The following is a 25,525-nucleotide window of genomic DNA, read 5'->3' as shown; positions in this document are numbered from 1 at the left end:
CAAGGCGCTCACAACACTTGTTGCGATGACATTTTGCATGTCTCTATACCGCTTGCGCCGTAAGCTGTTTCAGTAAACGGTCCATCGCTCGATACCCAAGCGCCTCGGCCAAGTGCGTTCGTTCAATTTGCTCCGCCCCATCCAGATCGGCGATTGTTCGCGCCACTTTGATAATACGATGATATGCACGAATCGAGAGCCCTAAACGGTGCAAAGCGGTTTCAAGAAACTCAGCATCACTCTTGTGCAAGGGACAAAACGCCTCAATTTCTCGACTACCTAGCAGTGCATTGACCTTACCACTGCGGTTTAGCATATTGTTACGCGCATGGCTCACACGCGCTTTTACGATAGCAGTCGGCTCACCGCGATCACCACCTTCTGCTAATGTCCCTTTGGGCAAAGCTGGGATTTCTAAAGACATATCAAAGCGATCTAACAGTGGTCCAGATAATCGACCAAGGTAGCGCAAAATAGCTTGTGGATTGGTGCGCGCTTGATTGCCTTCGTAATATCCTGTCGGGCTTGGGTTCAATGCTCCAACTAATTGGAAACGAGCCGGAAAGCGTGTTTTACCTTGCGCTCGAGAGATAATGATCTCGCCAGATTCGAGCGGTTCGCGTAACGAGTCCAGAACTTTACGATCAAATTCGGGCATTTCATCGAGAAACAATAACCCGTTGTGGGCTAAAGAGATCTCCCCTGGTCTGGGTACCGAACCACCGCCGACTAATGCCGCCATTGAACTTGAATGATGCGGAGAACGAAACGGACGCGACTTCCAGTTATGCTCATTAATTTCACTCTGAGTCAACGATGCCACCGAAGCGGTTTCCATTGCTTCTTCGTCACTCATTTCCGGTAATAAGTCACACAAACGCGAAGCCAACATCGTTTTTCCAGTACCTGGCGGGCCAAGAAAAAGTAAGTTGTGGTTTCCAGCGGCAGCAATCTCCAGTGCTCGCTTACCTTGTTGTTGGCCAATAATATCTTGTAAGTCTCGACCATGTTTTTCGATCGTTTTTCGCTTAGGCGTTTGAAAAAGATTCAGTCGATGTTGACCACAAAGCTCGGCACATACTTCCAGTAATGATTGGGCCGATTTATGTTGTTCCTTCCCCACCAGCGCCGCCTGATCGCCATTCACATGTGGGACGACCAAATGACGTTGAATCTTACTGGCTTCCAGCGCAGCAGGCAGCACACCTTTTACAGGTCTCAGACCACCAGATAACGCTAACTCACCAACAAATTCGTAGTTTTTGAGCTTATCTGTCGCGATTTGCTCCGAAGCGGCCAAAATTCCCAATGCAATAGGAAGATCAAAACGCCCTCCCTCCTTGGGTAGATCTGCCGGAGCCAAGTTCACGGTGATCCGCTTAGCAGGAAATTGAAAGTTAGAATTAATGATCGCACTGCGTACGCGATCTTTGGACTCTTTTACCGTTGTCTCTGGCAAGCCTACTAAGGTAAACCCTGGCATGCCGTTGCTGATATGAACTTCTACACTAACCGATGGCGCTTGCACCCCGACGCTTGCTCGACTATGAATGATTGCCAGCCCCATACGTTCCTCAATTTTTTTGAACACTCTGTAAACAAATGTTTTATCTAGTTGGTTATGTTATATACCGCGTCCCAATTGAGAGTTAATGTGAAAAAAGAATGACTTTTTGCTTGTCATGCAGCGGAATTGTGTGATACCACTAATGACGCAAACAATTTCGTAGAACATTACACAACATTTTTTAACGAAAAAAGAACGACAGACAGATGAACCTTTTCGCTCATATCAACGCACTGCTAGCCCTGATTATCGTGGTCATTATTGGCACCGCGCGGGGTATTGTGGGCGAAAGGTAACCACAAATTACAAAAAACCCCCGCACTGAAAAGTCCGGGGGTTTTTTTACAACTACAAGTTGTCATCTGTCTAACCCTCGGACAGTTTAACGGGAAGAATGGGAGTGCACATGAAGTGCAATAAATATGGCAATCGCTACGAGCCACAACGTAGCAAAGGAGGTTTACGATGACTGGTGCACAACTTGTCGTAGCCGCTTTAAGACAGCAAGGCATCGAAACCGTTTTTGGCTACCCCGGCGGGGCCATCATGCCAATCTATGATGCTTTGTATGACGGTGGGGTGGAACACATCCTATGCCGTCACGAGCAAGGGGCCGCTATGGCAGCTATCGGGATGGCTCGTTCCACTCAAGACGTTGCTGTGTGCATGGCAACTTCTGGCCCAGGAGCCACTAACCTTGTTACCGGCCTTGCCGACGCTTTCCTTGACTCCGTACCTCTAGTTGCCATCACAGGCCAGGTTGCTAGCTCTCATATCGGTACCGATGCATTCCAAGAAATGGATGTGATCGGAATGTCCCTAGCCTGTACTAAGCACAGCTATCTCGTGACCGAAATTGAAGATCTAGCTCCGACACTTGCCGAAGCCTTTGAGGTCGCAAAAACCGGTCGTCCGGGTCCTGTCATTGTCGATATCGCCAAAGACGTTCAACTCGCTCAAGCACCTACAGACCTTCTTCCTCCATACATAGCACCAGCAATCGAAGATGTCAGCGCTGAAGATATCAAACGTGCGCAAGATGTGCTGGCAGCATCTACTCGCCCAGTGTTGTATGTTGGTGGTGGCGTGCAACTTGCGAAAGCAACCGATGCAGTACGCGAATTTCTTCGCTTAAACCCAATGCCTGCAGTTAGCACATTAAAAGGCCTCGGTACCATTGAACGCCATGATCCTCACTATCTTGGTATGTTGGGTATGCATGGCACCAAAGCCGCCAACCTAGTGGTTCAAGAAGCCGATCTATTGATCGTGGTTGGCGCGCGTTTTGATGACCGTGTGACGGGTAAGCTCGATACGTTTGCACCAAATGCGAAAGTGATTCACATCGACATTGATGCTGCGGAGATTCATAAACTGCGCCACGCCAACGCACCATTACGTGGCGACATCAACACCATTCTTCCTCAGCTAGAGCTGACTCAAGATATCTCACCGTGGGTTCATCACAGTGAAAGTCTGCGCAGCGGCTTTAAGTGGCGTTACGACCACCCAGGCGAGTTAATCTACGCACCGCTATTGCTTAAACAACTGTCTGACATGATGCCAGATAGCTCAATTGTCTCGACCGACGTCGGTCAGCATCAGATGTGGGCAGCGCAACATATCCAGCCACGCGAACCACAAAATTTTATCACTTCTGCTGGCCTTGGCACCATGGGCTTTGGCTTGCCAGCAGCGATGGGCGCTGCAGTCGCACGTCCTGATGATCAGTCTATCCTTATTACAGGTGACGGTTCATTTATGATGAACGTTCAGGAATTGGGCACGCTGAAGCGTCGTCAGATTCCAGTGAAGATTGTCCTTCTTAATAACCAACGTCTTGGCATGGTTCGCCAATGGCAGTCATTGTTCTTTGACGGTCGCCACAGTGAAACCATTCTTGATGACAACCCAGATTTCGTGATGTTAGCAAAAGCATTCGATATCCCGGGCAAAACCATCACCAAGAAAGAAGAAGTCGAACCTGCTCTCAAAGAGATGCTAGCGAGTGAAACTTCTTACATGCTTCACGTTTTGATTGATGAAGAAGAAAACGTGTGGCCATTGGTGCCACCTGGCGCATCAAACAGTGATATGTTGGAAAATACATAGGAGACAATCGCATGGACAGATATTTACTCGACATCAAAGCCGATGACAAACCGGTACTGTTGGAGCGCGTTCTACGTGTGATTCGTCACCGAGGTTTCGTGATCAAACAAGTCGCGGCTACGCAAAACCACGAAAGCAAAGTAGCCAGCGTCGAGATCATCGTCGACAGCGATCGACCAATCTCGTTTTTGATCAATCAAATAGAGAAGTTGTGGGACGTTCGTAAGGTTGAGGTGCTAAAAATCCGCAACGATGAACTGCCAAATCACAACTTACAACAACACGTAAGTGCATAAGGAAGGCAACAAATGGCAACGAAAACTGCAGATTTCATTTGGTTTAATGGTGAGATGGTTCCATGGGCAGAGGCGAACGTTCACGTTCTGACTCACGCAATGCACTATGGTACATCCGTGTTTGAAGGCGTGCGCTGTTACAACACACCAAAAGGCCCAATTGTCTTCCGTCACCGTGAGCATGCACAACGTCTAAAAGATTCTGCCAAGATTTACCGCTTTCCGATCCCTTTCTCTGTAGAAGAAATCATGGAAGCGACCCGCGAAACACTGCGCCAAAACAAACTCGACAGCGCTTACATTCGTCCATTGGGTTTTGTCGGTAATGTTGGCTTAGGCGTATGTCCACCAGTTGGCACTGAGATGGATCTAATCATTGCAGCATTTCCTTGGGGCTCTTACTTAGGCGAAGAAGCGCTAGAAAAAGGTGTCGATGCGATGATTTCAAGCTGGAACCGCGCTGCGCCAAACACCATCCCAACTGCAGCTAAAGCAGGCGGTAACTACCTATCTTCACTATTGGTTGGTGGTGAAGCGCGTCGTCACGGTTACGACGAAGGTATTGCGCTAAGCGTAGATGGTTACCTATCGGAAGGGGCTGGTGAAAACATCTTCGTTATCAAAGATGGCGTAATCACCACACCACCAGCAACTAGCGCGATTCTACCGGGCATCACTCGTGACTCGATCATGACAATTGCACGCGATAAAGGCTACGAAGTACGTGAAGCGAACATTGCTCGTGAAGCCCTTTACCTTGCCGATGAAGTCTTCATGACAGGTACTGCGGCTGAGATTGTACCAGTGGCAACCATCGACAAGATTGAAGTGGGCACTGGTAAGCGCGGCCCTATCACTAAAGAACTACAAGCAGCCTACTTTGGCCTATTTGACGGCACCACGGAAGATAAGTGGGGCTGGTTAGACTATGTGTACCCAGAACAGAAGTAAGAAGGATTAGGAAATGCCAAAATATAGATCAGCTACCACCACACATGGTCGTAACATGGCGGGTGCACGAGCACTGTGGCGTGCAACGGGTGTGAAAGAAGAAGACTTCGGTAAACCAATCATCGCCGTTGTAAACTCGTTTACTCAATTTGTTCCGGGTCACGTACACCTGAAAGACATGGGTCAGCTTGTAGCACGCGAAATCGAAAAAGCTGGCGGTATTGCGAAAGAATTCAACACCATCGCGGTTGATGATGGTATCGCAATGGGTCACGGCGGCATGCTGTACTCACTGCCTTCACGCGAACTGATCGCAGACTCTGTGGAGTACATGGTCAACGCGCACTGTGCCGATGCCATGGTATGTATCTCTAACTGTGACAAAATCACTCCGGGAATGTTGATGGCATCTATGCGTCTCAACATCCCGGTTATCTTTGTTTCTGGTGGTCCAATGGAAGCGGGTAAAACCAAGCTTTCTGATCAGATCATCAAACTAGACCTTGTAGATGCGATGATCCAAGGCGCGGATCCAAAAGTGTCTGATGAGCAAAGCGAGCAGATCGAACGCAGCGCATGTCCAACGTGTGGATCGTGTTCAGGCATGTTCACTGCAAACTCAATGAACTGTCTAACGGAAGCACTGGGTCTTTCTCAACCAGGTAACGGTTCTATGCTGGCAACGCACGCTGACCGTGAACAACTGTTCCTTAATGCAGGTCGTCGCATCGTTGAACTGACTCGTCGTTACTACGAGCAAGATGACGAATCAGCACTGCCACGCAACATCGCTACGTTTGATGCGTTCGAAAATGCGATGGCACTGGATATTGCAATGGGTGGCTCAACCAACACCATTTTGCACCTGTTGGCTGCAGCGCAAGAAGGTGAAGTGGATTTCGATATGGAAGATATCGATCGCCTATCACGCCAAGTACCACACCTATGTAAAGTGGCACCATCTACCCAGAAATATCACATGGAAGATGTACACCGCGCTGGTGGCGTCATGGCAATTCTTGGTGAGTTAGATCGTGCAGGTCTTCTACACAATGATGCGCGCACCGTGCTTGGCCTTTCGATGAAAGAGCAGCTGGCGAAATACGACATCATCCAAACTGAAGACGAAGAAGTACTTAAGTTCTACCGCGCAGGTCCTGCGGGAATTCGTACTACTCAAGCGTTCTCACAAGATTGCCGCTGGGATCGCCTTGATGACGACCGTGCGGAAGGCTGTATTCGTACTATCGATCATGCCTTTAGCCAAGAAGGTGGCCTAGCCGTTCTATCAGGCAACATCGCATTAGATGGTTGTATCGTTAAGACTGCTGGTGTGGATGAGAGCATTCATAAATTCACTGGCCCAGCCGTAGTTTTCGAAAGCCAAGAAGACGCCGTAGAAGGCATCTTAGGCGGCAAAGTAAAAGCTGGCGACGTGGTTGTTATCCGTTACGAAGGCCCTAAAGGTGGTCCGGGCATGCAAGAAATGCTTTACCCAACCACTTATCTAAAATCGATGGGCCTTGGCAAAGAGTGTGCACTTCTGACTGACGGCCGTTTCTCTGGCGGCACATCAGGTCTTTCTATCGGCCACGCCTCTCCTGAAGCAGCAAACGGCGGTGCAATTGGCCTGGTAAAAGAAGGCGATATGATTGCAATTGATATTCCAAACCGTTCAATTTCACTCCAAGTGTCTGAACAAGAACTTGCTGAGCGCCGTGCAAAACAAGACGAACTAGGCTGGAAACCAGTTGACCGCCAACGTGAAGTTTCATTTGCACTCAAAGCGTACGCGAGTATGGCAACCAGTGCTGACAAGGGTGCAGTACGAGACAAGTCGAAGCTAGAGGGCTAGCAATGATGGAAGCTCAACCCGAAAAACAAGTGAACCAAACTGGCGCAGATTATCTGCGCCAAATCCTTCGCGCACCTGTTTATGAAGTAGCAACAGTGACGCCACTGCAAGAAATGCCTCGTTTATCTGCACGTATCGGGAATAACGTGCAGATCAAGCGTGAAGATCGCCAACCCGTACACTCGTTCAAATTGCGCGGTGCATACAACATGGTGGCGAGTTTATCTGAAGCACAAAAAGCCGCTGGTGTCATTGCAGCATCGGCAGGTAACCACGCTCAAGGCATGGCGCTCTCTGGTACTAAGCTAGGCATCAAAACCACCATCGTGATGCCTAAAACCACACCAGACATCAAAGTCGATGCGGTACGTGGCTTCGGTGGCAATGTAGTGCTGCACGGCAGCAACTTCGATGAGGCAAAAGCGGAAGCGGAACGCCTTTCTGATCTGCATGGGTACACATTTGTCCCTCCTTTCGATCACCCACTGGTGATTGCAGGTCAAGGCACCATAGGCATGGAAATGCTGCAGCAAAATGGTCACCTTGATTACATTTTCGTCCCTGTCGGTGGTGGCGGTTTGGCTGCGGGTGTTGCGGTACTTGTGAAGCAGCTCATGCCAGAAATCAAAGTGATTGCAGTTGAGCCAGAAGATTCGTCATGCCTCAAAGCTGCTTTGGATGCTGGTGAGCCAGTAGTACTAGACCAAGTCAGCATGTTCGCCGATGGCGTCGCTGTAAAACGCATTGGCGAAGAGACTTTCCGTCTATGCCAAAAGTACATTGATGGCCATATTGCCGTCTCTAGCGATGAAATCTGCGCAGCAGTAAAAGACATCTTTGAAGACACCCGTGCGATTGCAGAGCCTTCTGGCGCGCTTGCTCTGGCGGGTTTGAAGAAGTTTGCTGAGCAAAACAAACTGCAAGGTAAGAATTTAGGTACTGTGCTGTCTGGTGCCAACACTAACTTCCATGGCTTACGTTATGTTTCTGAGCGTTGCGAGCTTGGTGAGAAACGTGAAGGTTTGCTTGCCGTCACCATTCCTGAGCGTCAAGGTGCCTTCTTTGAGTTCTGTAACCTCATTGGCGGCCGCGCCGTAACGGAGTTTAACTACCGCTACAACGATGACGCATTGGCAAATATCTTTGTCGGTGTGCGTTTGCAAGGCGGTCAGGAAGAGCTAGAACATATCATTCACGACTTACGTGATGGTGGCTACCCAGTGGTTGATTTGTCTGATGATGAAATGGCGAAGCTGCACGTGCGCTACATGATTGGTGGTAAGCCATCTAAGCCGCTTAAAGAGCGCCTCTACAGCTTTGAATTCCCAGAGTATCCTGGGGCGCTACTTAAGTTCTTAAGCACACTCGGTACTCATTGGAATATCAGCTTGTTCAACTACCGTAACCACGGCGCTGACTACGGACGTGTTTTATGTGGTTTCGAGTTAGATGAAAGCGATTTAGCTCAGTTTTCTGCACATTTACGTGAACTTGGCTATCAATGCAAAGACGAGACAGACAACCCATCGTATAAGTTTTTCTTGTCATAAAACGCCACATTTTAAACATATCAATGAAAACACCTCGCTAATGCGAGGTGTTTTTTATGACTGTAACCAATCTTTATGTAGCTGATTAGGCGACCCAAGATAGTCCACCATCCACTGGATCAATTTATGATTATCATCTTTGCGCCATACTAAGCAGCAGTGACTGAGCGGTTTATCATCCGGCATGACCTTCTCCACCAGCACACCATCATTGATTAAGGGTGTTGCAATATGACGTGGCATGTAACCCACGCCCACCCCATTTTTTAAACATTCAATCGCACTATACCAATTGGGCAATAATAATCGGCGCTGTTGCGGATAATGGCCAGTATGGCGTTTTGGCAGCACGTTCGAAGTATCATCAAGACAGATCGCCGGAAATTGACTCACAAACGCTTCAGTAAGCACTTGTTGTCGAACGCAAGGATGAGCGGGTGACATTACAAATGCCCAATCTAATACGCCCATATCTTTGACTTCAAAATCTCCCCCAACGGGAACCGCAGATGTCGCGCCAACGACAATGTCGGCTCGACCTTGTGCTATGGCTTCCCAAGAACCATTGAAGACCTCCATATTGATCTGCAATTCAGCAAATTCAAACTCGCGATAGAAATCTTCCACCAAAGGTTTGAGTTTTTCTAACTTCACCACGTTATCTAAGGTCAGCTTTAACGTGCTTTTCCATCCTTGAGCCGCTCGCCGCGTTTGTGCTTTCACCTCTTCCATTTGACGCAGCAAAGAGCGCGCCTCGGCCATAAAAAGTTCACCCGCTGGAGTTAGCTCGACTTTCCTTGGTAAACGTCGAAACAGCACCACATCTAAATCTTGCTCGACCTGCCTTACTCCATAGCTGATGGCTGAGGGGACTTTATGCAATACCTCAGCCGCAGCGGTGAAACTGCCTAAACGGGCAACCGTATCCAGCATTTCCAAAGACGCTTTAGAGAACATGATTTAACCTTTCAAAAAATTTGATTGATAACCAACAATTTTAGCGTTTTATTTTCTCAAAATCGAAAAATAGAATAATAAGGTAAATAAATCAGGGTTGGCGCCAACTGATGTTGATTAAAAAATGATTAAATAATTTGACTGGTTGAATCATGAAAATCTCAAAACTACAGCTCATTTATCTGGCAGCATTATCGATGCTTGGCTTCGTTGCTACCGATATGTATCTGCCAGCATTCAAAGCGATGGAAATCGACTTTGCAACAGGCCCTGAGCAAATTGCGCTCTCTTTAACGGTATTCCTCGTTGGTATGGCGATTGGCCAGCTAATGTGGGGATTGGCATCCGATAAATTTGGCCATCGTAATACACTCGCAGCCGGGTTGGTGCTATTTACTATCGCGTCATTCGGTTTGGCTTTCTGTGATCAAGTATGGCAACTACTCACACTGCGCTTTATCCAAGCTATCGGTGTGTGTGCACCAGCCGTGATCTGGCAGGCTATGGTCATTAAGCGCTACTCAAGCAGTAGCCAACAAATTTTTGCGACAATCATGCCACTCGTCGCGCTATCACCAGCACTAGCACCTCAATTAGGGGTTGTGTTGGCAGATAACTTCGGCTGGCACAGTATCTTTATTACGCTAACACTGGTTGGTGTCTTTTTGGTCTTTGCGACCATGGCACAAAAAGACGAGAAAGCAGAAATCAAACAAACCAGTATGTCTGCCGACATCAAAGCGCTGCTGAGTTCTAAAAAATACCTTGGCAACGTGTTTATGTTTGCGACGGCTTCAGCTGCATTCTTTGCTTACCTAACTGGGATGCCAGAAATCATGGCGCAACTGGGCTACGAAGCAAAAGATATTGGTTTGAGCTTTATCCCACAAACCATCGCGTTTATGGCTGGTGGCTACTTAGGTAAAGTAGGCGTTCGAAAATTTGGTGATGAAAAGGTTCTGCGCCAACTGATTGGCCTATTTAGTGTCGCGGCATTAATGATTTTCATTGCTTCACAGTGGGAGCTGTCATCGATTTGGCCTATTCTTGCGCCATTCTGTTTGATTGCCGTTGCTAACGGCGCGCTGTACCCAATAGTGGTAAACCGTGCACTGGCCAGCGCACAACAGAGCCCTGCAACAGCAGCAGGTCTGCAAAACAGCCTGCAAATCTGTGTAAGTAGCTTCTCAAGTGCATTGGTAGCCGCAATGGCAAGCCAAGCTCAGATGGTTACTGGCATCGCAATCATCATCTGTATGGGTGGGCTGTGGATGGGATACATTCTGTCGAATCGCGAATTATCCAAGCACTTTACGACTCCTGACAACGCCCGAGTCGTGAGTGAAGACGAACTTTAATCGTTCAGATAATAAAAAGAGCCGCGCAATGCGGCTCTTTCTGTTTATAAGCTTTTCAACCCCCATTTCTTGGCAGTCTGCTTAAAAAAGCCTTGAGTCTTTTTCAACTCTACCCAGTGATTGATGTAATTAATCCATACTTGATCGTCTTGCGGCAACAACATAGCAATTGGGGTTGGTTTACGCGGTGCGGTCACTGGCACTATCGCCAACTGTTTAAACTTATCCACCAACGTCGCTGCTTCCACATTGGACGTCACGGATACATCGGCCCTGCGAGCTAGTAGTTCTTGGAAGTCGCGCGCTGGCGCTTCAATAACAATATGCTGAGCAGACGGGAAGAACTCTTTCACCATTTTTTCTTGTACCGTACCTAACGTCGCTGCGACTTTTACTTCTGGTTTATTAAAATCCGCCCAATCAGAAAATTTGGCGAGATCTTTCTTTTGCACCACAGGTACAAAGGCAAGGTAGAAATACGGCTGGCTGTATCCAGCTACTTTCGCGCGCGACATGTTCAGAGATGCGCTGCCAGTAATATCGTATTTGTTGGCGGTAATGCCATTAACTAGCGTCTTCCAATCCGTGGGCACATACTCCACTTTTACACCGAGATCTTTAGCAAGTTCTGTTGTTACATCGATATCGAAGCCACGATAACTGTTTGTCGCGGGGTCTTTCATCGTCATCGGATTCCAATCTCCCGTCGTTCCAACTCGGAGTACGCCATTGTCTAAAATGGATTGAAGACGGCTTTCAGCGTGAGCGACTTGAGTCACAGCAAGCAAACACATTCCTAGCACTAGTAAAATCTTTCTCATTTTTATTCCCTTAAAAATAATGACCTTATACGGTTTAATAATTAACCTTTATTAGAGCTCTACTGATAACATAGCAGCAACAAAGGAAGTTTTTTAGTTAATTCAGGGAGTAAATGTGACGTTTCGAACTCTATGGCTGTTTTCACTGCTATTACTCACTGGTTGTTCAGATTATCAATGGGGCTGGTATGTACTTGACCCTTCGACGGATCAAGGGCTCACCAATCTAAAGTTTTTAATCGCTGGGTTTAATGACACCATTCAGGTATCACTCCTCAGTATGTTATTTGCGATGAGCTTGGGCCTGATCGTTGCGTTACCCGCTCTGTCGGACTCTGCCTCTCTGAAGTGGATAAACCGTATTTATGTCGAGGTGATCCGTTCAGTGCCAGTTTTAGTCTTACTACTTTGGGTGTATTACGGCATGCCTACACTATTGGATGTCTCACTCAATCACTTTTGGGCGGGTGTTATTGCACTGACTATCGCTGAGAGTGCGTTTATGGCGGAAGTGTTTCGCGGTGGGATACAAGCTATCAGCCGTGGCCAACATGAAGCGGCTGAATCTTTGGGCTTAAGCTATTGGCAAAAGATGCGCCTGGTAATTCTTCCCCAAGCATTTCGGCAAATTCTCCCACCACTGGGCAATCAATTTGTCTACATTCTCAAGATGAGTTCTTTAGTCAGCGTGATTGGTTTAAGCGATCTCACTCGCCGTGCTAATGAGCTGGTGGTGAATGAGTACTTACCCTTAGAGATTTATACCTTCCTCGTTTTGGAGTACTTGTTGCTCATCCTATTTGTATCTCAAGCCGTTCGTTGGCTCGAAAAACGTATTGCCATTCCTAGCTACTAGCGATGAAGCCTTAGCTAGAAACAACAAAGCCGCTCTTGTTGAGCGGCTTTGACAATATAGAGACAGAGTGTAGGTAATGCTTATTTCTGTTTTACAGGACGCTGCCAGCCAGTAATTTTGCGCTCTTTGACGCGAGTAATTACTAACTCACCTTCTTCAACATCTTTTGTTAGTGTCGTGCCTGCACCGATGGTTGCGCCATCAGCGATAGTGACAGGCGCCACCAGCTGGCTATCAGAACCAACAAAAACATCATTACCGATGATGGTTTTAAACTTGTTCGCACCATCGTAGTTACAAGTGATAGTACCTGCGCCGATGTTAGTACGTTGACCGATCTCTGCATCACCTAAGTAAGTTAGGTGGTTCGCTTTTGAACCTTCTCCGATGCGCGCATTTTTCACTTCAACGAAGTTACCCACATGGGAATCGTTACGCATTTCAGCACCAGGACGAAGGCGAGTAAATGGACCAACCGTACATTCTTCACCAACCGTTGCACCTTCAATCACACTGTAAGGGCGAACGATGGTGTTGTCGTCGATTTCACAATCTTTCAGTACACAACCCGCACCGATAACCACGTTATCACCCAGTGAAACTTTACCTTCGACGATAACGTTCACGTCGATTTCACAGTCCATACCGCACTGTAACTCACCACGCAAATCAAAGCGTGCTGGATCGCGTAGCATGACACCTTGCTCTAGTAGCTTCTGAGCTTGCATTGACTGGAAAGCACGCTCTAGACGAGCAAGCTGTGCGCGGTCATTGACCCCTTCCACCTCAATGGCATTGACTGGGTGTACTGCCTCAACGGCACGACCTTCATCGTGTGCAGCTGCAATAACGTCAGTTAGGTAGTATTCGCCTTGTGCGTTGTTGTTGTTTAAGCCAGACAACCAACGCTTAAGATCCCCACCAGTCGCAACCATCACGCCAGTGTTGATCTCTTTAATTTGTTTTTGTTCTTCTGTTGCATCTTTTTGCTCAACGATCGCCACAACAGGACCATTCTTACGGATAATACGACCGTAGCCTGTCGGGTTATCTAGAATCACTGTTAGTAGTGCAATACCGCCTGTTGGCTGTGCATCTAATAGGTTTTCAATCGTTTCAGCTGAAATCAGTGGAACATCACCGTAAAGCACCAGTACTTTTTCATCGTCTTCAAACTTCGGAGACGCTTGATCAACCGCATGACCTGTCCCTAACTGCTCCGCTTGAAGCACCCAATTTACAGGCTCTTCTGCAAGAGTGGTTTGCATTTGATCACCACCGTGGCCAAAGACCAAGTGGATATTTTGTGCACCTAGACCTGTACATGTATCAATCACATGTTTTGCCATTGGCTTACCTGCCAAAGTGTGTAGCACCTTAGGCATGTTCGAATGCATACGGGTACCTTTACCCGCTGCAAGAATCACAGCACTGAATTTCATTGATAACCTATTGACGTTTTATGTTAATTGGCCGTTATTTTAAACAGCTCTTTTAAAATAGTTAATGGAGTAAGGTAAATTTCCAACTAAAATTAATCAAAAAGGCGACCAATTGGCCGCCTTTTTTCATGCAACGTTGCTAATTGAGCTTAGCGACGCTTTTTTGTCAGCTCGATAACTCGTAGCTGAGCAATGGCTTTAGCCAGTTCACTGGCCGCTTGTGCGAAGTCCATGTCACCATGCTGATTCTGGATTTGCTCCTCAGCGCGGCGTTTGGCTTCTTCTGCCTTCGCTGCGTCTAGCTCTTCACCACGGATAGCTGTATCAGCTAGTACAGTCGCTGTACCAGGCTGAATCTCTACCATACCACCAGAAACATAAATAATTTCTTCGTGGCCGTGCTGTTTCACAATACGCACCATACCAGGCTTGATAGCGGTCAGCAGCGGTGTGTGACCATGGAAAATACCAAGTTCACCTTCGCTACCGGTCACCTGAAACGTTTCAACACGACCAGAGAAGATTTTCTTCTCAGCGCTTACTACGTCTAGGTGAAAGGTTATTGCTGCCATATCGCCTCCTAGTTAGCCTTATAGCTTCTTCGCATTCTCAATAGCATCGTCGATGCTACCGCAGTACATAAATGCCTGCTCAGGAATGTCGTCGTATTCACCAGCTAGTAGACCTTTAAAGCCACGTAGAGTCTCTTTTAGAGGTACGTAAATACCAGGGTCACCTGTAAATACTTCTGCTACGTGGTAAGGCTGAGTTAGGAAACGCTCAATCTTACGTGCACGAGATACAACTTGCTTATCTTCTTCAGATAGCTCGTCCATACCTAGGATAGCAATGATATCTTTCAGCTCTTTGTAGCGCTGAAGAGTCTGCTGAACACCACGAGCAACTTCGTAGTGATCTTGACCAACGACTAGTGGATCAAGCATACGAGATGTTGAATCTAGCGGGTCGATCGCAGGGTATAGACCCATTGCAGCGATGTTACGGTTAAGTACAACCGTTGCATCCAAGTGCGCGAACGTTGTTGCTGGAGACGGGTCAGTCAAGTCATCCGCTGGTACGTATACCGCCTGTACAGACGTGATAGAACCTGATTTCGTTGACGTGATACGCTCCTGAAGTACACCCATCTCTTCTGCAAGAGTTGGCTGGTAACCTACCGCAGAAGGCATACGACCTAGTAGTGCTGATACCTCTGTACCTGCAAGTGTGTAACGGTAGATGTTATCAATGAACAGTAGTACGTCACGACCTTCGTCACGGAAACGCTCTGCCATTGTTAGACCAGTCAGTGCAACACGTAGACGGTTACCTGGTGGCTCGTTCATCTGACCGTAAACCATCGCTACTTTTGATTCTTCAGGCTTCTCAACGTTTACAACGCCCGCTTCCTGCATCTCGTAGTAGAAATCGTTACCTTCACGAGTACGCTCACCAACACCAGCAAATACTGATAGACCTGAGTGCTGTAGTGCGATGTTGTTGATAAGTTCCATCATGTTAACGGTCTTACCTACACCTGCACCACCGAATAGACCGATTTTACCACCCTTAGCGAATGGACAAATTAGGTCGATTACTTTAACGCCCGTTTCTAGAAGTGCAATTTCGTTTGATTGCTCTTCGTAGCTTGGTGCACTACGGTGGATAGAGTAAACCTCTTCCGCACCCACTTCACCACGCTCGTCAATCGCGTCACCTAGGACGTTCATGATACGACCTAGAGTTTTAGTACCTACTGGTACTGAAATTGGAGCGCCAGTGTTAACCACTTCTACTCCACGACGTAAACCATCAGAGCTACCCATTACGATACAACGAACTACGCCACCGCCTAGCTGTTGTTGAACTTCAAGAACTAGACGCTCTTTTGAGTCCGTTACGTTTAGAGCGTCATATACACTAGGTACATTGCTCTGTGGGAACTCTACGTCGACTACCGCACCGATGATCTGTACGATCTTACCTGTAGCCATCGTTAATCCTCTAAACTATTTCGTTTTACCTAAGCTTAAACCGCAGCTGCACCACCAACGATTTCTGATAGTTCTTGTGTAATCGCAGCCTGACGGGCTTTGTTATACACAAGTTCCAAATCGTCAATCAAACTGGTTGCGTTATCCGTTGCAGCCTTCATCGCAATCATTCGAGCCGCTTGCTCACAAGCAAGGTTCTCAACCACACCTTGGTATACCTGAGACTCTACGTAACGCACTAATAGCGTATCCAGTAGAGGTTTTGGTTCAGGCTCATAGATGTAGTCCCATGAATGCTCACGCTGCATCTCTTCGCTGTCCGATTTAGGCAAAGGTAGCAATTGATCGATCGTTGGTTGCTGAACCATAGTATTTACAAACTTGTTGAATACTACATATAGACGGTCCAGTTCACCTTCATCGTATTTCTTCAGCATTACGCCAACAGAGCCGATTAGGTCTTGTAGGCTTGGATTATCTCCAAGACCAGAAACCTGTGCCGCAACTTTTGCGCCACCATGTTTAAAGAAAGCTGTTGCTTTTGAGCCAACAACGGCTAGCTCAATCTCAGCACCTTTCTCTCTCCATGCTTGCATGTCTGTAACGGCTTTTTTGAACACGTTAATGTTCAAACCACCACACAGACCACGGTCTGTCGAAACGATGATGTAACCAACACGTTTAGCTTCACGCTCTTCTAGGTACGGATGACGGTACTCTAGGTTTGCGTTAGCCACATGACCGATCACTTTACGCATTGTTTCAGCGTATGGACGAGAAGCTTCCATTGCATCTTGAGAACGACGCATTTTTGAAGCTGCTACCATTTCCATCGCTTTCGTAATTTTCTGAGTGCTTTTAACACTACCGATTTTATTACGTATCTCTTTTGCGCCGGCCATCGTTACTCTCCGTTAGTTGGTGGCAGAAACTGCCACCGACCTAATTACCAAGTTTGGGTTGCTTTGAAGTCGTCAGTCAGTTTCTTCAACTGAGCTTCGATTTCATCGTTGTAAGCGCCAGACTTGTCGATCTCAGCTGCTAGTTCAGCGTATTGACCGCGAGCGTACGATAGTAGAGCCGCCTCGAAATCTAGAACTTTGTTAAGTTCTACATCATCAAGGTAACCGCGCTCTGCCGCGAAGATAGTTAGAGCTTGGTCAAATACAGACATTGGAGCGTACTGCTTCTGCTTCATTAGTTCTGTAACTTTTTGACCATGGTCTAGCTGTTTCTTCGTTGCGTCATCAAGGTCAGAAGAGAACTGAGCAAATGCCGCTAGTTCACGGTATGCAGCTAGTGCTGTACGGATACCACCTGATAGTTTCTTGATGATTTTCGTCTGAGCTGAACCACCTACACGAGATACTGAGATACCTGGGTCAACAGCAGGACGAACACCAGCGTTGAATAGCTCAGTTTGTAGGAAGATCTGACCATCGGTAATCGAGATTACGTTAGTCGGTACGAATGCTGAAACGTCACCTGCTTGAGTTTCGATGATAGGAAGAGCAGTCAAAGAACCAGTCTTACCTTTCACTTCACCGTTAGTGAAACGCTCTACGTACTCTTCGTTTACACGAGCTGCACGCTCTAGTAGACGCGAGTGTAAGTAGAATACGTCACCTGGGAATGCCTCACGGCCTGGTGGACGTTTAAGTAGTAGAGAGATCTGACGGTAAGCTACCGCTTGCTTAGATAGATCATCGTAAACAATCAGTGCGTCTTCACCGCGATCGCGGAAGTATTCACCCATCGCACAACCTGCGTAAGGCGCTAGATATTGAAGCGCTGCAGATTCAGAAGCTGATGCAACTACAACGATAGTATTTTGTAGTGCGCCGTGCTCTTCTAGTTTGCGAACAACGTTAGCGATAGTCGATGCTTTCTGACCGATTGCTACGTAGATAGAGAAAATACCAGAGTCTTTCTGGTTGATGATCGCGTCGATCGCCAGTGCTGTTTTACCAATCTGACGGTCACCGATGATAAGCTCACGCTGACCACGACCGATTGGGATCATTGAGTCAACTGACTTATAACCAGTTTGCACAGGTTGGTCTACCGATTTACGGTCGATTACACCTGGTGCGATCACTTCTACAGGCGAAGTCATTTTCGCTTCGATTGGACCTTTACCATCGATAGGCTCACCCAGCGTGTTTACTACGCGGCCTAGTAGTTCTGGACCAACTGGCACTTCAAGAATGCGGCCAGTACCTGTAACTTTCATGCCTTCCTTAAGGTCAGCATATGGGCCCATTACAACCGCACCAACCGAGTCACGCTCAAGGTTAAGTGCCAGTGCATAACGGCCACCCGGTAATTCAATCATTTCACCTTGCATCACGTCCGCTAGGCCGTGGATGCGGATGATACCATCGCTTACCGATACGATAGTACCCTCGTTGCGAGCTTCACTAACAACTTCGAAAGATTCGATACGTTGTTTGATCAGATCGCTAATTTCCGTGGAATTAAGTTGCATGCTCCAATCCCCATTAAGACTGCAATGCATCGCTCAGGCGGTTCAAACGACCACGCGCTGAGTCATCGATGACTAGGTCTCCGGCTCGAATAATAACCCCACCAAGTAGGGTCTCATCTACACTGCAATTCAGCTTCACTTTGCGTTCAAGACGCTTTTCAAGTTTGCTGCCAATGTTTGCAAGTTGTTCATCAGAAAGCTCTGTTGCTGAAATTACTTCAACATCAATTTCTTTCTCATGTTCTTTTTTCAGAGTAAAAAACTCCGTACAAACATCAGGAAGGGCCGATAAACGACCATTCTCAGCCATTACCTTCAAAAGGTTTTGACCGTGCGCATCAACTTGTTCGCCGCAAACTGCAACAAAAATTTCTGCCATTTTGTCAGCAGAAACCGAACCCGTTAGTAGTTCGTTCATTTGTTCGTTTTTGGCCACTTCAGCAGCAAAAGATAACATTTGGCCCCATTGGTCCAACTGGTCTTTCTCTAAAGCAAAGTCGAAGGCTGCTTTAGCATAGGGGCGTGCGATAGTAGTCAAATCAGACATATGCGCCCCCAGACTTAAAGTTTTGCAGTAATGTTGTCGAGAATATCTTTTTGCGCATCTTTATCGATAGAACGCTCAAGGATTTTCTCAGCACCAGCTACAGCCAGAGTAGCAACTTGTTTGCGCAGCTCATCGCGTGCACGATTGCGTTCAGCTTCAAGTTCTGCTTCTGCTTGCGCTAGGATTTTCTGGCGTTCTGCCTGAGCTTCCTCGCGAGCTTCATCAAGAATTTGAGACTTACGCTTGTTCGCTTGTTCGATGATCTCAGTTGCTGTGCGCTTCGCTTCTTTCAATTGATCAGAAGCGTTGGCTTGTGCTAGATCCAAGTCTTTCGCAGCACGTTCTGCTGCTTGAAGACCATCAGCAATTTTCTTCTGACGCTCTTCGATCGCTTGCATCAATGGTGGCCATACATACTTCATGCAGAACCACACAAATAGTGCGAACGAGATTGCTTGACCTAGCAGAGTTGCGTTTATGTTCACAACAGCTACCCCTCTATTTGGACTTAGTGTTAATCAGTGACAAGCGATAATCGCCCGTCCCGAGTTAAAGGTGATTAACCTAGTTGACCAACGAATGGGTTTGCGAAAGTGAATAGTAGCGCGATTACGATACCGATCATTGGAACCGCATCAAGTAGACCCGCGATGATGAACATCTTAACTTGTAGCATAGGAGCCATTTCTGGTTGACGTGCAGCACCTTCTAGGAATTTACCACCTAGCAGTGCGAAACCAATCGCTGTACCAAGAGAAGCAAGACCGACGATAATACCTACGGCGATTGCAGAAAAGCTCAGTAAAGTTTCCATTACTATCTCCAATTTATAGTTGTTGGCTTAGTGCCCAAATAAAAAGCTTTAAAAAAATTAATGATCAGGATCTTCGTGTGCCATTGACAGGTAAACAATTGTCAACATCATGAATACGAAGGCTTGAATCGTAATAACCAAGATATGGAAGATTGCCCACGGTAGTGAACCCATCCATTGTAAGTACCATGGTAGCATTGCCGCACAAAGAATGAATACAACCTCACCCGCGAACATGTTACCGAATAGACGCATACCAAGTGATAGAGGTTTCGCTAATAGCGATACCACTTCAATTAGTAGGTTAAACGGAATCATCAGTGGGTGATTGAATGGATGTAGTGCAAGTTCTTTTGCGAATCCACCTAGACCTTTTACTTTGATGCTGTAGTAAATCATCAATGCAAAAACGCCTAGAGCCATAGCCATGGTGATATTCACATCAGCAGACGGTACAACCTTAAGGTAAGGAATACCTAGCCAATGCTCTGCTGGGTATGGTAAGAAGTCGATAGGAACTAAGTCCATCACGTTCATCAAAAATACCCAACAAAAGATAGTCAGTGCTAAAGGCGCGATCAGTGGGTTGCGTCCATGGAACGTGTCTTTGACGTTATCGGCGACAAATTCAACGATCATTTCTACAGCACACTGAAGCTTACCCGGTACACCCGCTGTTGTTCTCTTTGCTACTTTGTAAAAAATTCCGAGGAAAATTAAACCAGTAAACCAAGAAAAAAACAGGCTATCGATATGTACGTTCCAGAAACTTGTCTCCGACCCTACTAAACCCAACTTGTATAGCGATAGGTTAGAAAGGTGGTGGGCAATGTAACCGGACGATGTTAGCGCTTCACCTGGCGCAGCCATAACTCATCCTATTTTTTGTTGTTAATGAATAGCACTGGTGCACAGATATTAATACCTAGTACCAGCAAATAGGTTAGTTTGAGGGGAACAAGTTCCACCTGCATATACATGTAGGCAACATAGAACAGTGCAACCGTGATGAGAATTTTCAGTACTTCACCCGTATAGAAGGAAGCAGCGATGCGCTTGGCAGCGCGAGCTCCACTAAACATGAAAGCACACAGCGCGAATACTGCATTGGCAACAACAAAAATGCCTCCGCCAATCAGCGCTGAAAATCCCCAGTCAGGATTTATGGCTACCGCCATTCCTGCTGCCACAAAAATAACCGCGCCAGACTGGATCATTAACAATTGCCTTGCGAGCTCTCGTCCTGGTCTAGCTAACGCAGCTACCATGTATTCGTACCTCTAGTAATATCCACTTCGCACTTAACTCTCTGTGCTGGGAAATTGGCGAAAATTATACGTTCAGTTCAACGTAAAGCAATTCGATTGCATCAAAAACTTACAGTTTTGTTTACAAAACGACAACTTTCGCACAAAATTCGATTAATTAGATTAATTGACCTAAATCAATTATCTCATCTAGGCCTCAAGCTTGGCAATTAGTTGGTCCAATTTGTGAGGCTCATCAAGACTTATCGTCAATTTCGCTTTTCCGTTTGCAGAACGGGTAAGAGAAACTTTTGCATCAAGCAGCTGACTCAATTTATGCGACATTTGCTCGGCTTCGGTATCCTCTTGTTGCCCTTTTTGCTCATTTTGTGGGGCTAAGCACTTTTTTACTAACTGTTCGGTTTGGCGAACAGTCATTTGCTTCTTAGCCACTTGTTGAGCTACTTCGACTTGCTGTTCGCCTTCTAACGCTAACAGAGCTCGAGCATGACCCATTTCCAATTTTTTATCTGCAACCAGACCTTTTACATCAACTTCCAACTGATTCAGACGTAATAGGTTACTGACCGTCGTTCTTGATTTACCAATCACATCGGCCACTTGCTGATGTGTCAGCGTGAATTCATCTTGTAGACGTTCAAGCGCTTGGGCTTCCTCAATCACATTCAAGTCTTCACGTTGAATGTTTTCAATCAACGCCATGGCGATGGCGGCACGATCTTCAACTTTTTTCACCAAACACGGCACGCGTTTTAAACCCGCCTGCCTTGCAGCACGCCAGCGGCGCTCACCTGCGATGATCTCAAACTGACCATTTTCGACCTGGCGAACCACGATTGGTTGAATAATGCCTTGTGATTGAATCGAAGCCGCTAGTTCTTCTAGCGCTTCAGGCGCCATATCTTTACGCGGTTGGTATACGCCCGGCTGCAATTGACCAATCGCTAAATCGGTTAACTCACCGTCTGCCGATAATTCTTGGCTATGCGATGCAATATGCTGTTTTTCACGAGCAAACGAACTGGTCGACAATAACGCATCCAGTCCTTTTCCGAGACCACGCTTAGACATGGGATTGAATTCCTTAGGTTAGAGTTAAACTGGGATTTCTTCGCGGCGGAGCATTTCGCCCGCTAGAGCAAGATACGCTTTGGCACCTGCGGAGTACTTATCGTAGTACATTGCTGGCTTACCGTGACTTGGCGCTTCAGCCAAACGAACATTACGCGGAATGACAGTACGGTAAACTTTATTCCCAAAGTGTTTTTTAAGTTGATCGGATACTTCATTCGATAAGCGGTTGCGTGGGTCGTACATGGTACGCAATAAACCTTCGATTTTTAGGTTTTCATTCACAACAGCCGCTAACTTGCTGATTGTATCCATAAGAGCAGTTAAACCTTCTAACGCAAAGTATTCACATTGCATCGGCACCAGCACAGAGTCAGCTGCCGCCATCGCATTGATTGTAAGAAGGTTTAGAGAAGGAGGACAATCAATAAAGATGAAATCATAGTTATCGCGAACTGACGACAATGCATTTTTTAGACGCACTTCACGAGCGAAAACTTCCATCAATTTGATTTCTGCCGCGGTTACGTCTCCGTTCGCCGCGATCAAATCATACTTCCCTGTTGTTTGGGTACAAACGACTTGATCGAACGGTGTATCTTCGACCAAAAGATCGTATGCGGTGGCATCGACCATATACTTATCCACGCCACTGGCCATCGTAGCATTGCCTTGCGGGTCGAGATCGATCACCAAAACCTTGCGCTTTGTTGCCGCCATCGAAGCCGCTAAGTTAATGCACGTTGTTGTTTTGCCGACCCCACCTTTCTGGTTGGCGATTGCTACAATTTTACCCACGATTACCTCGCTAATTTTCCTTGCGCGATAAGATTACTAGATGACGATCACCTTCCAACTCAGGAACAGCCAAAGATATGATCTCTGTCACACTGCACCATTCAGGAAGCTGATCCATTTCATCTTTAGGGTGCTGTCCTTTCAGCGCTAGAAACACCCCGTGCTCTTGTTTCGGCAAATGGTGGCACCATTCCACCATGTCTGTCATTGAAGCAAAAGCTCGACTCAAAACGCCATCAAATTTTTCTTCAGGTTGGAATTCTTCGACGCGACTTTGAATTGGTGTCACGTTTTTCAGCCCTAATGTGTGCACGACTTGCTTGATAAAACGAATGCGTTTGCCAAGACTGTCGAGCAAAAAGAAGGTTTTCTCAGGGTTCATTATTGCCAAAGGGATGCCCGGTAACCCCGGACCAGTACCAACATCAATGAAGCGCTCACCGGGCAGGTGTGCGCTTACAACGATACTATCAAGAATATGTTTCACTAACATATCAAGCGGATCACGTACCGATGTTAAATTGTACGCTTTGTTCCATTTGTCGAGCAGTTCGACATAACCAACTAACTGCTCTCGTTGCTGTTCTGACACTTCCAAATCGGTTTTCGCGATCAGTGAATCCAGCTTTGTTCGCAATGCGCTCATTATTCTTCCTCACCTTTCTTCAGCAAACCATGCTTTTTCAAGTGAACAAGTAGAATAGAAATTGCAGCAGGCGTAATACCAGAAATGCGTGATGCAATACCAATGCTCTCTGGTTTGGCCTCGCTCAGTTTAGCAACGACTTCGTTTGATAAACCTTTTACATCGCGGTAATCCAAATCAGCAGGTAACTTGGTATTTTCGTGACGCAGTGATTTTTCGATCTCTTCCTGCTGACGCTTGATGTAACCATCGTATTTCACTTGAATTTCAACTTGCTCAGCCGCTTGCTGATCTTCAAGTGCAGGAGCAAACGCTTCAAGTTGCGTCAGTTGCGAATAAGTGATCTCTGGACGACGCAGAAGATCCTCACCACTCGCTTCACGGGCCATTGGGGTTTTCAGCAGCTTGTTCAGCTCATCAACACCCTCTGACTTCGGATTCATCCACGTTGCTTTCAAACGCTGACGCTCCGTTTCCATATTGTTGATTTTCTCGTTAAAGCGAGCCCAACGAACATCATCAATCAAGCCTAGCTCGCGCGCTTTTTCCGTTAAACGTAAATCGGCGTTATCTTCACGAAGTAGCAGGCGGTATTCCGCACGAGAAGTGAACATGCGGTACGGCTCTTTGGTACCCATGGTCGATAAGTCATCAATCAACACGCCCATGTAAGCTTGGTCACGACGTGGGCTCCAGCCTTCTTTGTCTTGGCTAAACAAGCTTGCATTTAGACCGGCCATCAAGCCTTGCGCTGCGGCTTCTTCGTAGCCAGTCGTGCCATTAATCTGGCCAGCAAAGAACAAACCATGGATGAACTTCGTCTCGTACGTTTGCTTCAAATCACGTGGATCGAAGAAATCATATTCAATCGCATAACCTGGGCGAACGATGTGCGCATTTTCAAACCCTTTCATTGAGCGCACGATTTGTACTTGCACATCAAATGGCAAGCTGGTCGAGATACCATTAGGGTATAACTCGTGCGTGGTTAGGCCTTCTGGCTCAATGAAGATTTGGTGGCTGTTTTTGTCAGCGAAACGCATCACTTTGTCTTCAATAGACGGACAGTAACGAGGACCAATACCTTCAATCACACCTGCGTACATTGGACTGCGATCCAAGTTACTGCGGATCACATCGTGAGTTTGTTCATTGGTGTGGGTGATGAAACATGGAATCTGACGCGGATGCTGTTCACGTTTGCCCATGAACGAGAATACAGGCGTTGGGTTATCACCGTGCTGAGCTTCTAGCACTGAAAAATCAACAGTACGAGCATCAATGCGCGGTGGAGTACCTGTTTTTAAACGATCCACACGGAACGGCAGTTCACGCAGTCGATCCGCTAATGCGATCGATGGTGGATCCCCGGCACGACCACCAGACGAGCTTTCCATACCTATGTGGATCTTACCACCAAGGAAGGTACCCACGGTTAGCACAACGGCTTTCGCATGGAAGCGAAGTCCCATTTGAGTTACCACACCAACTGCGCGATCTTGTTCAACAATCAGATCATCAACTGACTGCTGGAACAACGTTAAGTTAGGCGCATTTTCTAATGCATTACGAACGTACGCTTTGTACAGAGCGCGATCGGCTTGAGCTCGAGTTGCTCGTACTGCAGGACCTTTGGAGGCATTTAGTGTACGAAACTGAATACCTGCATGGTCGATGGCTTCAGCCATCAAACCGCCCATAGCATCTACTTCTTTTACTAAGTGACCTTTACCAATACCACCGATCGCCGGATTACAAGACATCTGGCCTAATGTATCGATGTTATGGGTAAGGAGAAGCGTTTTTTGTCCTGTGCGTGCAGATGCGAGCGCGGCTTCCGTTCCTGCGTGTCCGCCACCGACAACAATGACGTCAAAGTTTTCGTGATAAAGCATGAACTGACCTCAGGTATTCAAAGGGATTTAATGGACAGATAAAGGAGCCGTATTTTACCTGCTTTATGCCAGAGAGAAAAACGTTTTCTCGTTTTATCCGTTTTAAGCTTCAAGATAAATATATATAAGATCTATATATATGATCTTTTATTAGATCTACTATTAGGATCGACCGTTTCTGTGGATAACCTAAAAATGATCAACAAGATCATGGATCTTCTTTGGATCATATCTTGTGA

The 25,525-nt window shown here is 46.8% G+C and carries 24 protein-coding genes; 7 read left to right on the top strand and 17 right to left on the bottom strand.

The features are described 5' to 3' along the window. Positions 1 to 43: 43 nt before the first annotated feature. A complete protein-coding gene (locus R7Z41_RS18650) occupies positions 44 to 1,567 on the bottom strand; it encodes a YifB family Mg chelatase-like AAA ATPase (RefSeq protein ID WP_005383862.1) in 1,524 nt (507 codons plus the stop codon). Positions 1,568 to 2,032: 465 nt separating this feature from the next. Here R7Z41_RS18650 and ilvG point away from each other — a divergent pair, with 465 nt between their 5' ends. The 5 genes from ilvG to ilvA are packed head-to-tail and all read left to right on the top strand — an operon-like array spanning position 2,033 to position 8,331. Then, positions 2,033 to 3,679, top strand: a complete 1,647-nt coding sequence (ilvG, locus tag R7Z41_RS18645; RefSeq protein ID WP_005378960.1) for an acetolactate synthase 2 catalytic subunit — start codon at positions 2,033 to 2,035, stop codon at positions 3,677 to 3,679. Between the two features lie 11 nt (positions 3,680 to 3,690). After that, positions 3,691 to 3,975 carry an acetolactate synthase 2 small subunit gene (ilvM, locus tag R7Z41_RS18640; protein WP_005378958.1) on the top strand — a complete coding sequence of 95 codons (285 nt, stop codon included), beginning with the start codon at positions 3,691 to 3,693 and terminating at the stop codon, positions 3,973 to 3,975. Between the two features lie 12 nt (positions 3,976 to 3,987). Further along, positions 3,988 to 4,926 (top strand): branched-chain-amino-acid transaminase, encoded by a 939-nt coding sequence (gene ilvE / locus R7Z41_RS18635; RefSeq protein ID WP_005378953.1) that lies wholly within the window; start codon positions 3,988 to 3,990, stop codon positions 4,924 to 4,926. A gap of 13 nt (positions 4,927 to 4,939) precedes the next feature. Further along, positions 4,940 to 6,781 (top strand): dihydroxy-acid dehydratase, encoded by a 1,842-nt coding sequence (gene ilvD, locus R7Z41_RS18630; protein WP_005383859.1) that lies wholly within the window; start codon positions 4,940 to 4,942, stop codon positions 6,779 to 6,781. A 2-nt stretch (positions 6,782 to 6,783) separates the two neighbouring features. After that, a complete protein-coding gene (gene ilvA, locus R7Z41_RS18625; protein ID WP_017635600.1) occupies positions 6,784 to 8,331 on the top strand; it encodes a threonine ammonia-lyase, biosynthetic in 1,548 nt (515 codons plus the stop codon). A gap of 54 nt (positions 8,332 to 8,385) precedes the next feature. Here ilvA and punR read toward each other — a convergent pair whose 3' ends face one another. Further along, the gene (punR, locus tag R7Z41_RS18620) at positions 8,386 to 9,288 is read right to left on the bottom strand and encodes a DNA-binding transcriptional activator PunR (RefSeq protein ID WP_005378948.1); all 903 of its coding nucleotides are present in this window, start codon (positions 9,286 to 9,288) and stop codon (positions 8,386 to 8,388) included. Between the two features lie 152 nt (positions 9,289 to 9,440). Between punR and punC the strand changes: the two genes are divergently transcribed. Continuing rightward, positions 9,441 to 10,646 (top strand): purine nucleoside transporter PunC, encoded by a 1,206-nt coding sequence (punC, locus tag R7Z41_RS18615; RefSeq protein ID WP_005378946.1) that lies wholly within the window; start codon positions 9,441 to 9,443, stop codon positions 10,644 to 10,646. Positions 10,647 to 10,690: 44 nt separating this feature from the next. Here punC and R7Z41_RS18610 read toward each other — a convergent pair whose 3' ends face one another. Further along, on the bottom strand, positions 10,691 to 11,467 hold the full coding sequence (locus R7Z41_RS18610; RefSeq protein WP_017821564.1) for a transporter substrate-binding domain-containing protein: 777 nt from the start codon (positions 11,465 to 11,467) through the stop codon (positions 10,691 to 10,693). Between the two features lie 115 nt (positions 11,468 to 11,582). On the opposite strand from R7Z41_RS18610, the gene R7Z41_RS18605 reads away from it, so the two are divergent. Beyond that, the gene (locus R7Z41_RS18605) at positions 11,583 to 12,323 is read left to right on the top strand and encodes an amino acid ABC transporter permease (protein WP_005383852.1); all 741 of its coding nucleotides are present in this window, start codon (positions 11,583 to 11,585) and stop codon (positions 12,321 to 12,323) included. An 80-nt stretch (positions 12,324 to 12,403) separates the two neighbouring features. Here the strand turns inward: R7Z41_RS18605 and glmU are convergent, their stop codons facing one another. From glmU to mnmG, 14 genes are all read right to left on the bottom strand, one after another. Then, positions 12,404 to 13,765: a bifunctional UDP-N-acetylglucosamine diphosphorylase/glucosamine-1-phosphate N-acetyltransferase GlmU gene (gene glmU, locus R7Z41_RS18600; RefSeq protein WP_047102566.1), complete on the bottom strand. Its 1,362-nt coding sequence runs from the start codon at positions 13,763 to 13,765 to the stop codon at positions 12,404 to 12,406. Between the two features lie 149 nt (positions 13,766 to 13,914). Then, positions 13,915 to 14,337: a F0F1 ATP synthase subunit epsilon gene (locus R7Z41_RS18595; RefSeq protein ID WP_005378937.1), complete on the bottom strand. Its 423-nt coding sequence runs from the start codon at positions 14,335 to 14,337 to the stop codon at positions 13,915 to 13,917. 18 nt (positions 14,338 to 14,355) lie between these two features. Further along, positions 14,356 to 15,759, bottom strand: coding sequence for a F0F1 ATP synthase subunit beta (atpD, locus tag R7Z41_RS18590; protein WP_005383849.1), 1,404 nt, complete (start codon positions 15,757 to 15,759; stop codon positions 14,356 to 14,358). 35 nt (positions 15,760 to 15,794) lie between these two features. Continuing rightward, positions 15,795 to 16,661: a F0F1 ATP synthase subunit gamma gene (gene atpG / locus R7Z41_RS18585; protein ID WP_005378932.1), complete on the bottom strand. Its 867-nt coding sequence runs from the start codon at positions 16,659 to 16,661 to the stop codon at positions 15,795 to 15,797. 44 nt (positions 16,662 to 16,705) lie between these two features. Then, complete coding sequence (gene atpA, locus R7Z41_RS18580; RefSeq protein WP_005378931.1) at positions 16,706 to 18,247, bottom strand: F0F1 ATP synthase subunit alpha; 1,542 nt, start codon at positions 18,245 to 18,247, stop codon at positions 16,706 to 16,708. Between the two features lie 13 nt (positions 18,248 to 18,260). Next, a complete protein-coding gene (gene atpH / locus R7Z41_RS18575) occupies positions 18,261 to 18,794 on the bottom strand; it encodes a F0F1 ATP synthase subunit delta (RefSeq protein ID WP_053350671.1) in 534 nt (177 codons plus the stop codon). Positions 18,795 to 18,808: 14 nt separating this feature from the next. Further along, positions 18,809 to 19,279 (bottom strand): F0F1 ATP synthase subunit B, encoded by a 471-nt coding sequence (gene atpF, locus R7Z41_RS18570; protein WP_005378929.1) that lies wholly within the window; start codon positions 19,277 to 19,279, stop codon positions 18,809 to 18,811. Between the two features lie 74 nt (positions 19,280 to 19,353). Further along, positions 19,354 to 19,608 (bottom strand): F0F1 ATP synthase subunit C, encoded by a 255-nt coding sequence (gene atpE, locus R7Z41_RS18565; protein ID WP_002540812.1) that lies wholly within the window; start codon positions 19,606 to 19,608, stop codon positions 19,354 to 19,356. 57 nt (positions 19,609 to 19,665) lie between these two features. Then, positions 19,666 to 20,478, bottom strand: coding sequence for a F0F1 ATP synthase subunit A (gene atpB, locus R7Z41_RS18560; protein ID WP_005378922.1), 813 nt, complete (start codon positions 20,476 to 20,478; stop codon positions 19,666 to 19,668). 8 nt (positions 20,479 to 20,486) lie between these two features. Further along, positions 20,487 to 20,876, bottom strand: coding sequence for a F0F1 ATP synthase subunit I (locus R7Z41_RS18555; RefSeq protein ID WP_005378921.1), 390 nt, complete (start codon positions 20,874 to 20,876; stop codon positions 20,487 to 20,489). Positions 20,877 to 21,065: 189 nt separating this feature from the next. Next, positions 21,066 to 21,947 (bottom strand): ParB/RepB/Spo0J family partition protein, encoded by an 882-nt coding sequence (locus tag R7Z41_RS18550; RefSeq protein ID WP_005383840.1) that lies wholly within the window; start codon positions 21,945 to 21,947, stop codon positions 21,066 to 21,068. A 24-nt stretch (positions 21,948 to 21,971) separates the two neighbouring features. Beyond that, a complete protein-coding gene (locus R7Z41_RS18545) occupies positions 21,972 to 22,745 on the bottom strand; it encodes a ParA family protein (RefSeq protein ID WP_005383838.1) in 774 nt (257 codons plus the stop codon). 10 nt (positions 22,746 to 22,755) lie between these two features. Then, on the bottom strand, positions 22,756 to 23,391 hold the full coding sequence (rsmG, locus tag R7Z41_RS18540) for a 16S rRNA (guanine(527)-N(7))-methyltransferase RsmG (RefSeq protein WP_005378902.1): 636 nt from the start codon (positions 23,389 to 23,391) through the stop codon (positions 22,756 to 22,758). Continuing rightward, positions 23,391 to 25,286: a tRNA uridine-5-carboxymethylaminomethyl(34) synthesis enzyme MnmG gene (gene mnmG, locus R7Z41_RS18535; protein ID WP_005378901.1), complete on the bottom strand. Its 1,896-nt coding sequence runs from the start codon at positions 25,284 to 25,286 to the stop codon at positions 23,391 to 23,393. The genes rsmG and mnmG overlap by 1 nt, the downstream gene beginning before the upstream one ends. Positions 25,287 to 25,525: the final 239 nt, after the last annotated feature.

The organism is Vibrio sp. 1457 (genome assembly GCF_033340195.1).
Taxonomy (GTDB): domain Bacteria; phylum Pseudomonadota; class Gammaproteobacteria; order Enterobacterales; family Vibrionaceae; genus Vibrio; species Vibrio alginolyticus.
This window is presented reverse-complemented; position numbering and strand designations above follow the sequence as displayed.

What these genes read in the sequence shown, in the direction of transcription:
- rsmG (WP_005378902.1), bottom strand. Translation starts at nt 23,391, where the DNA reads ATGAGCGCATTGCGAACAAAGCTGGATTCACTGATCGCGAAAACCGAT.
- atpA (WP_005378931.1), bottom strand. Translation starts at nt 18,247, where the DNA reads ATGCAACTTAATTCCACGGAAATTAGCGATCTGATCAAACAACGTATC.
- ilvE (WP_005378953.1), top strand. Translation starts at nt 3,988, where the DNA reads ATGGCAACGAAAACTGCAGATTTCATTTGGTTTAATGGTGAGATGGTT.
- R7Z41_RS18595 (WP_005378937.1), bottom strand. Translation starts at nt 14,337, where the DNA reads ATGGCAGCAATAACCTTTCACCTAGACGTAGTAAGCGCTGAGAAGAAA.
- R7Z41_RS18550 (WP_005383840.1), bottom strand. Translation starts at nt 21,947, where the DNA reads ATGTCTAAGCGTGGTCTCGGAAAAGGACTGGATGCGTTATTGTCGACC.
- R7Z41_RS18610 (WP_017821564.1), bottom strand. Translation starts at nt 11,467, where the DNA reads ATGAGAAAGATTTTACTAGTGCTAGGAATGTGTTTGCTTGCTGTGACT.
- punC (WP_005378946.1), top strand. Translation starts at nt 9,441, where the DNA reads ATGAAAATCTCAAAACTACAGCTCATTTATCTGGCAGCATTATCGATG.
- atpH (WP_053350671.1), bottom strand. Translation starts at nt 18,794, where the DNA reads ATGTCTGATTTGACTACTATCGCACGCCCCTATGCTAAAGCAGCCTTC.
- ilvG (WP_005378960.1), top strand. Translation starts at nt 2,033, where the DNA reads ATGACTGGTGCACAACTTGTCGTAGCCGCTTTAAGACAGCAAGGCATC.
- glmU (WP_047102566.1), bottom strand. Translation starts at nt 13,765, where the DNA reads ATGAAATTCAGTGCTGTGATTCTTGCAGCGGGTAAAGGTACCCGTATG.
- ilvM (WP_005378958.1), top strand. Translation starts at nt 3,691, where the DNA reads ATGGACAGATATTTACTCGACATCAAAGCCGATGACAAACCGGTACTG.
- ilvD (WP_005383859.1), top strand. Translation starts at nt 4,940, where the DNA reads ATGCCAAAATATAGATCAGCTACCACCACACATGGTCGTAACATGGCG.
- R7Z41_RS18650 (WP_005383862.1), bottom strand. Translation starts at nt 1,567, where the DNA reads ATGGGGCTGGCAATCATTCATAGTCGAGCAAGCGTCGGGGTGCAAGCG.
- mnmG (WP_005378901.1), bottom strand. Translation starts at nt 25,286, where the DNA reads ATGCTTTATCACGAAAACTTTGACGTCATTGTTGTCGGTGGCGGACAC.
- atpD (WP_005383849.1), bottom strand. Translation starts at nt 15,759, where the DNA reads ATGGCTACAGGTAAGATCGTACAGATCATCGGTGCGGTAGTCGACGTA.
- ilvA (WP_017635600.1), top strand. Translation starts at nt 6,784, where the DNA reads ATGATGGAAGCTCAACCCGAAAAACAAGTGAACCAAACTGGCGCAGAT.
- atpB (WP_005378922.1), bottom strand. Translation starts at nt 20,478, where the DNA reads ATGGCTGCGCCAGGTGAAGCGCTAACATCGTCCGGTTACATTGCCCAC.
- punR (WP_005378948.1), bottom strand. Translation starts at nt 9,288, where the DNA reads ATGTTCTCTAAAGCGTCTTTGGAAATGCTGGATACGGTTGCCCGTTTA.
- R7Z41_RS18555 (WP_005378921.1), bottom strand. Translation starts at nt 20,876, where the DNA reads ATGGTAGCTGCGTTAGCTAGACCAGGACGAGAGCTCGCAAGGCAATTG.
- atpE (WP_002540812.1), bottom strand. Translation starts at nt 19,608, where the DNA reads ATGGAAACTTTACTGAGCTTTTCTGCAATCGCCGTAGGTATTATCGTC.
- atpG (WP_005378932.1), bottom strand. Translation starts at nt 16,661, where the DNA reads ATGGCCGGCGCAAAAGAGATACGTAATAAAATCGGTAGTGTTAAAAGC.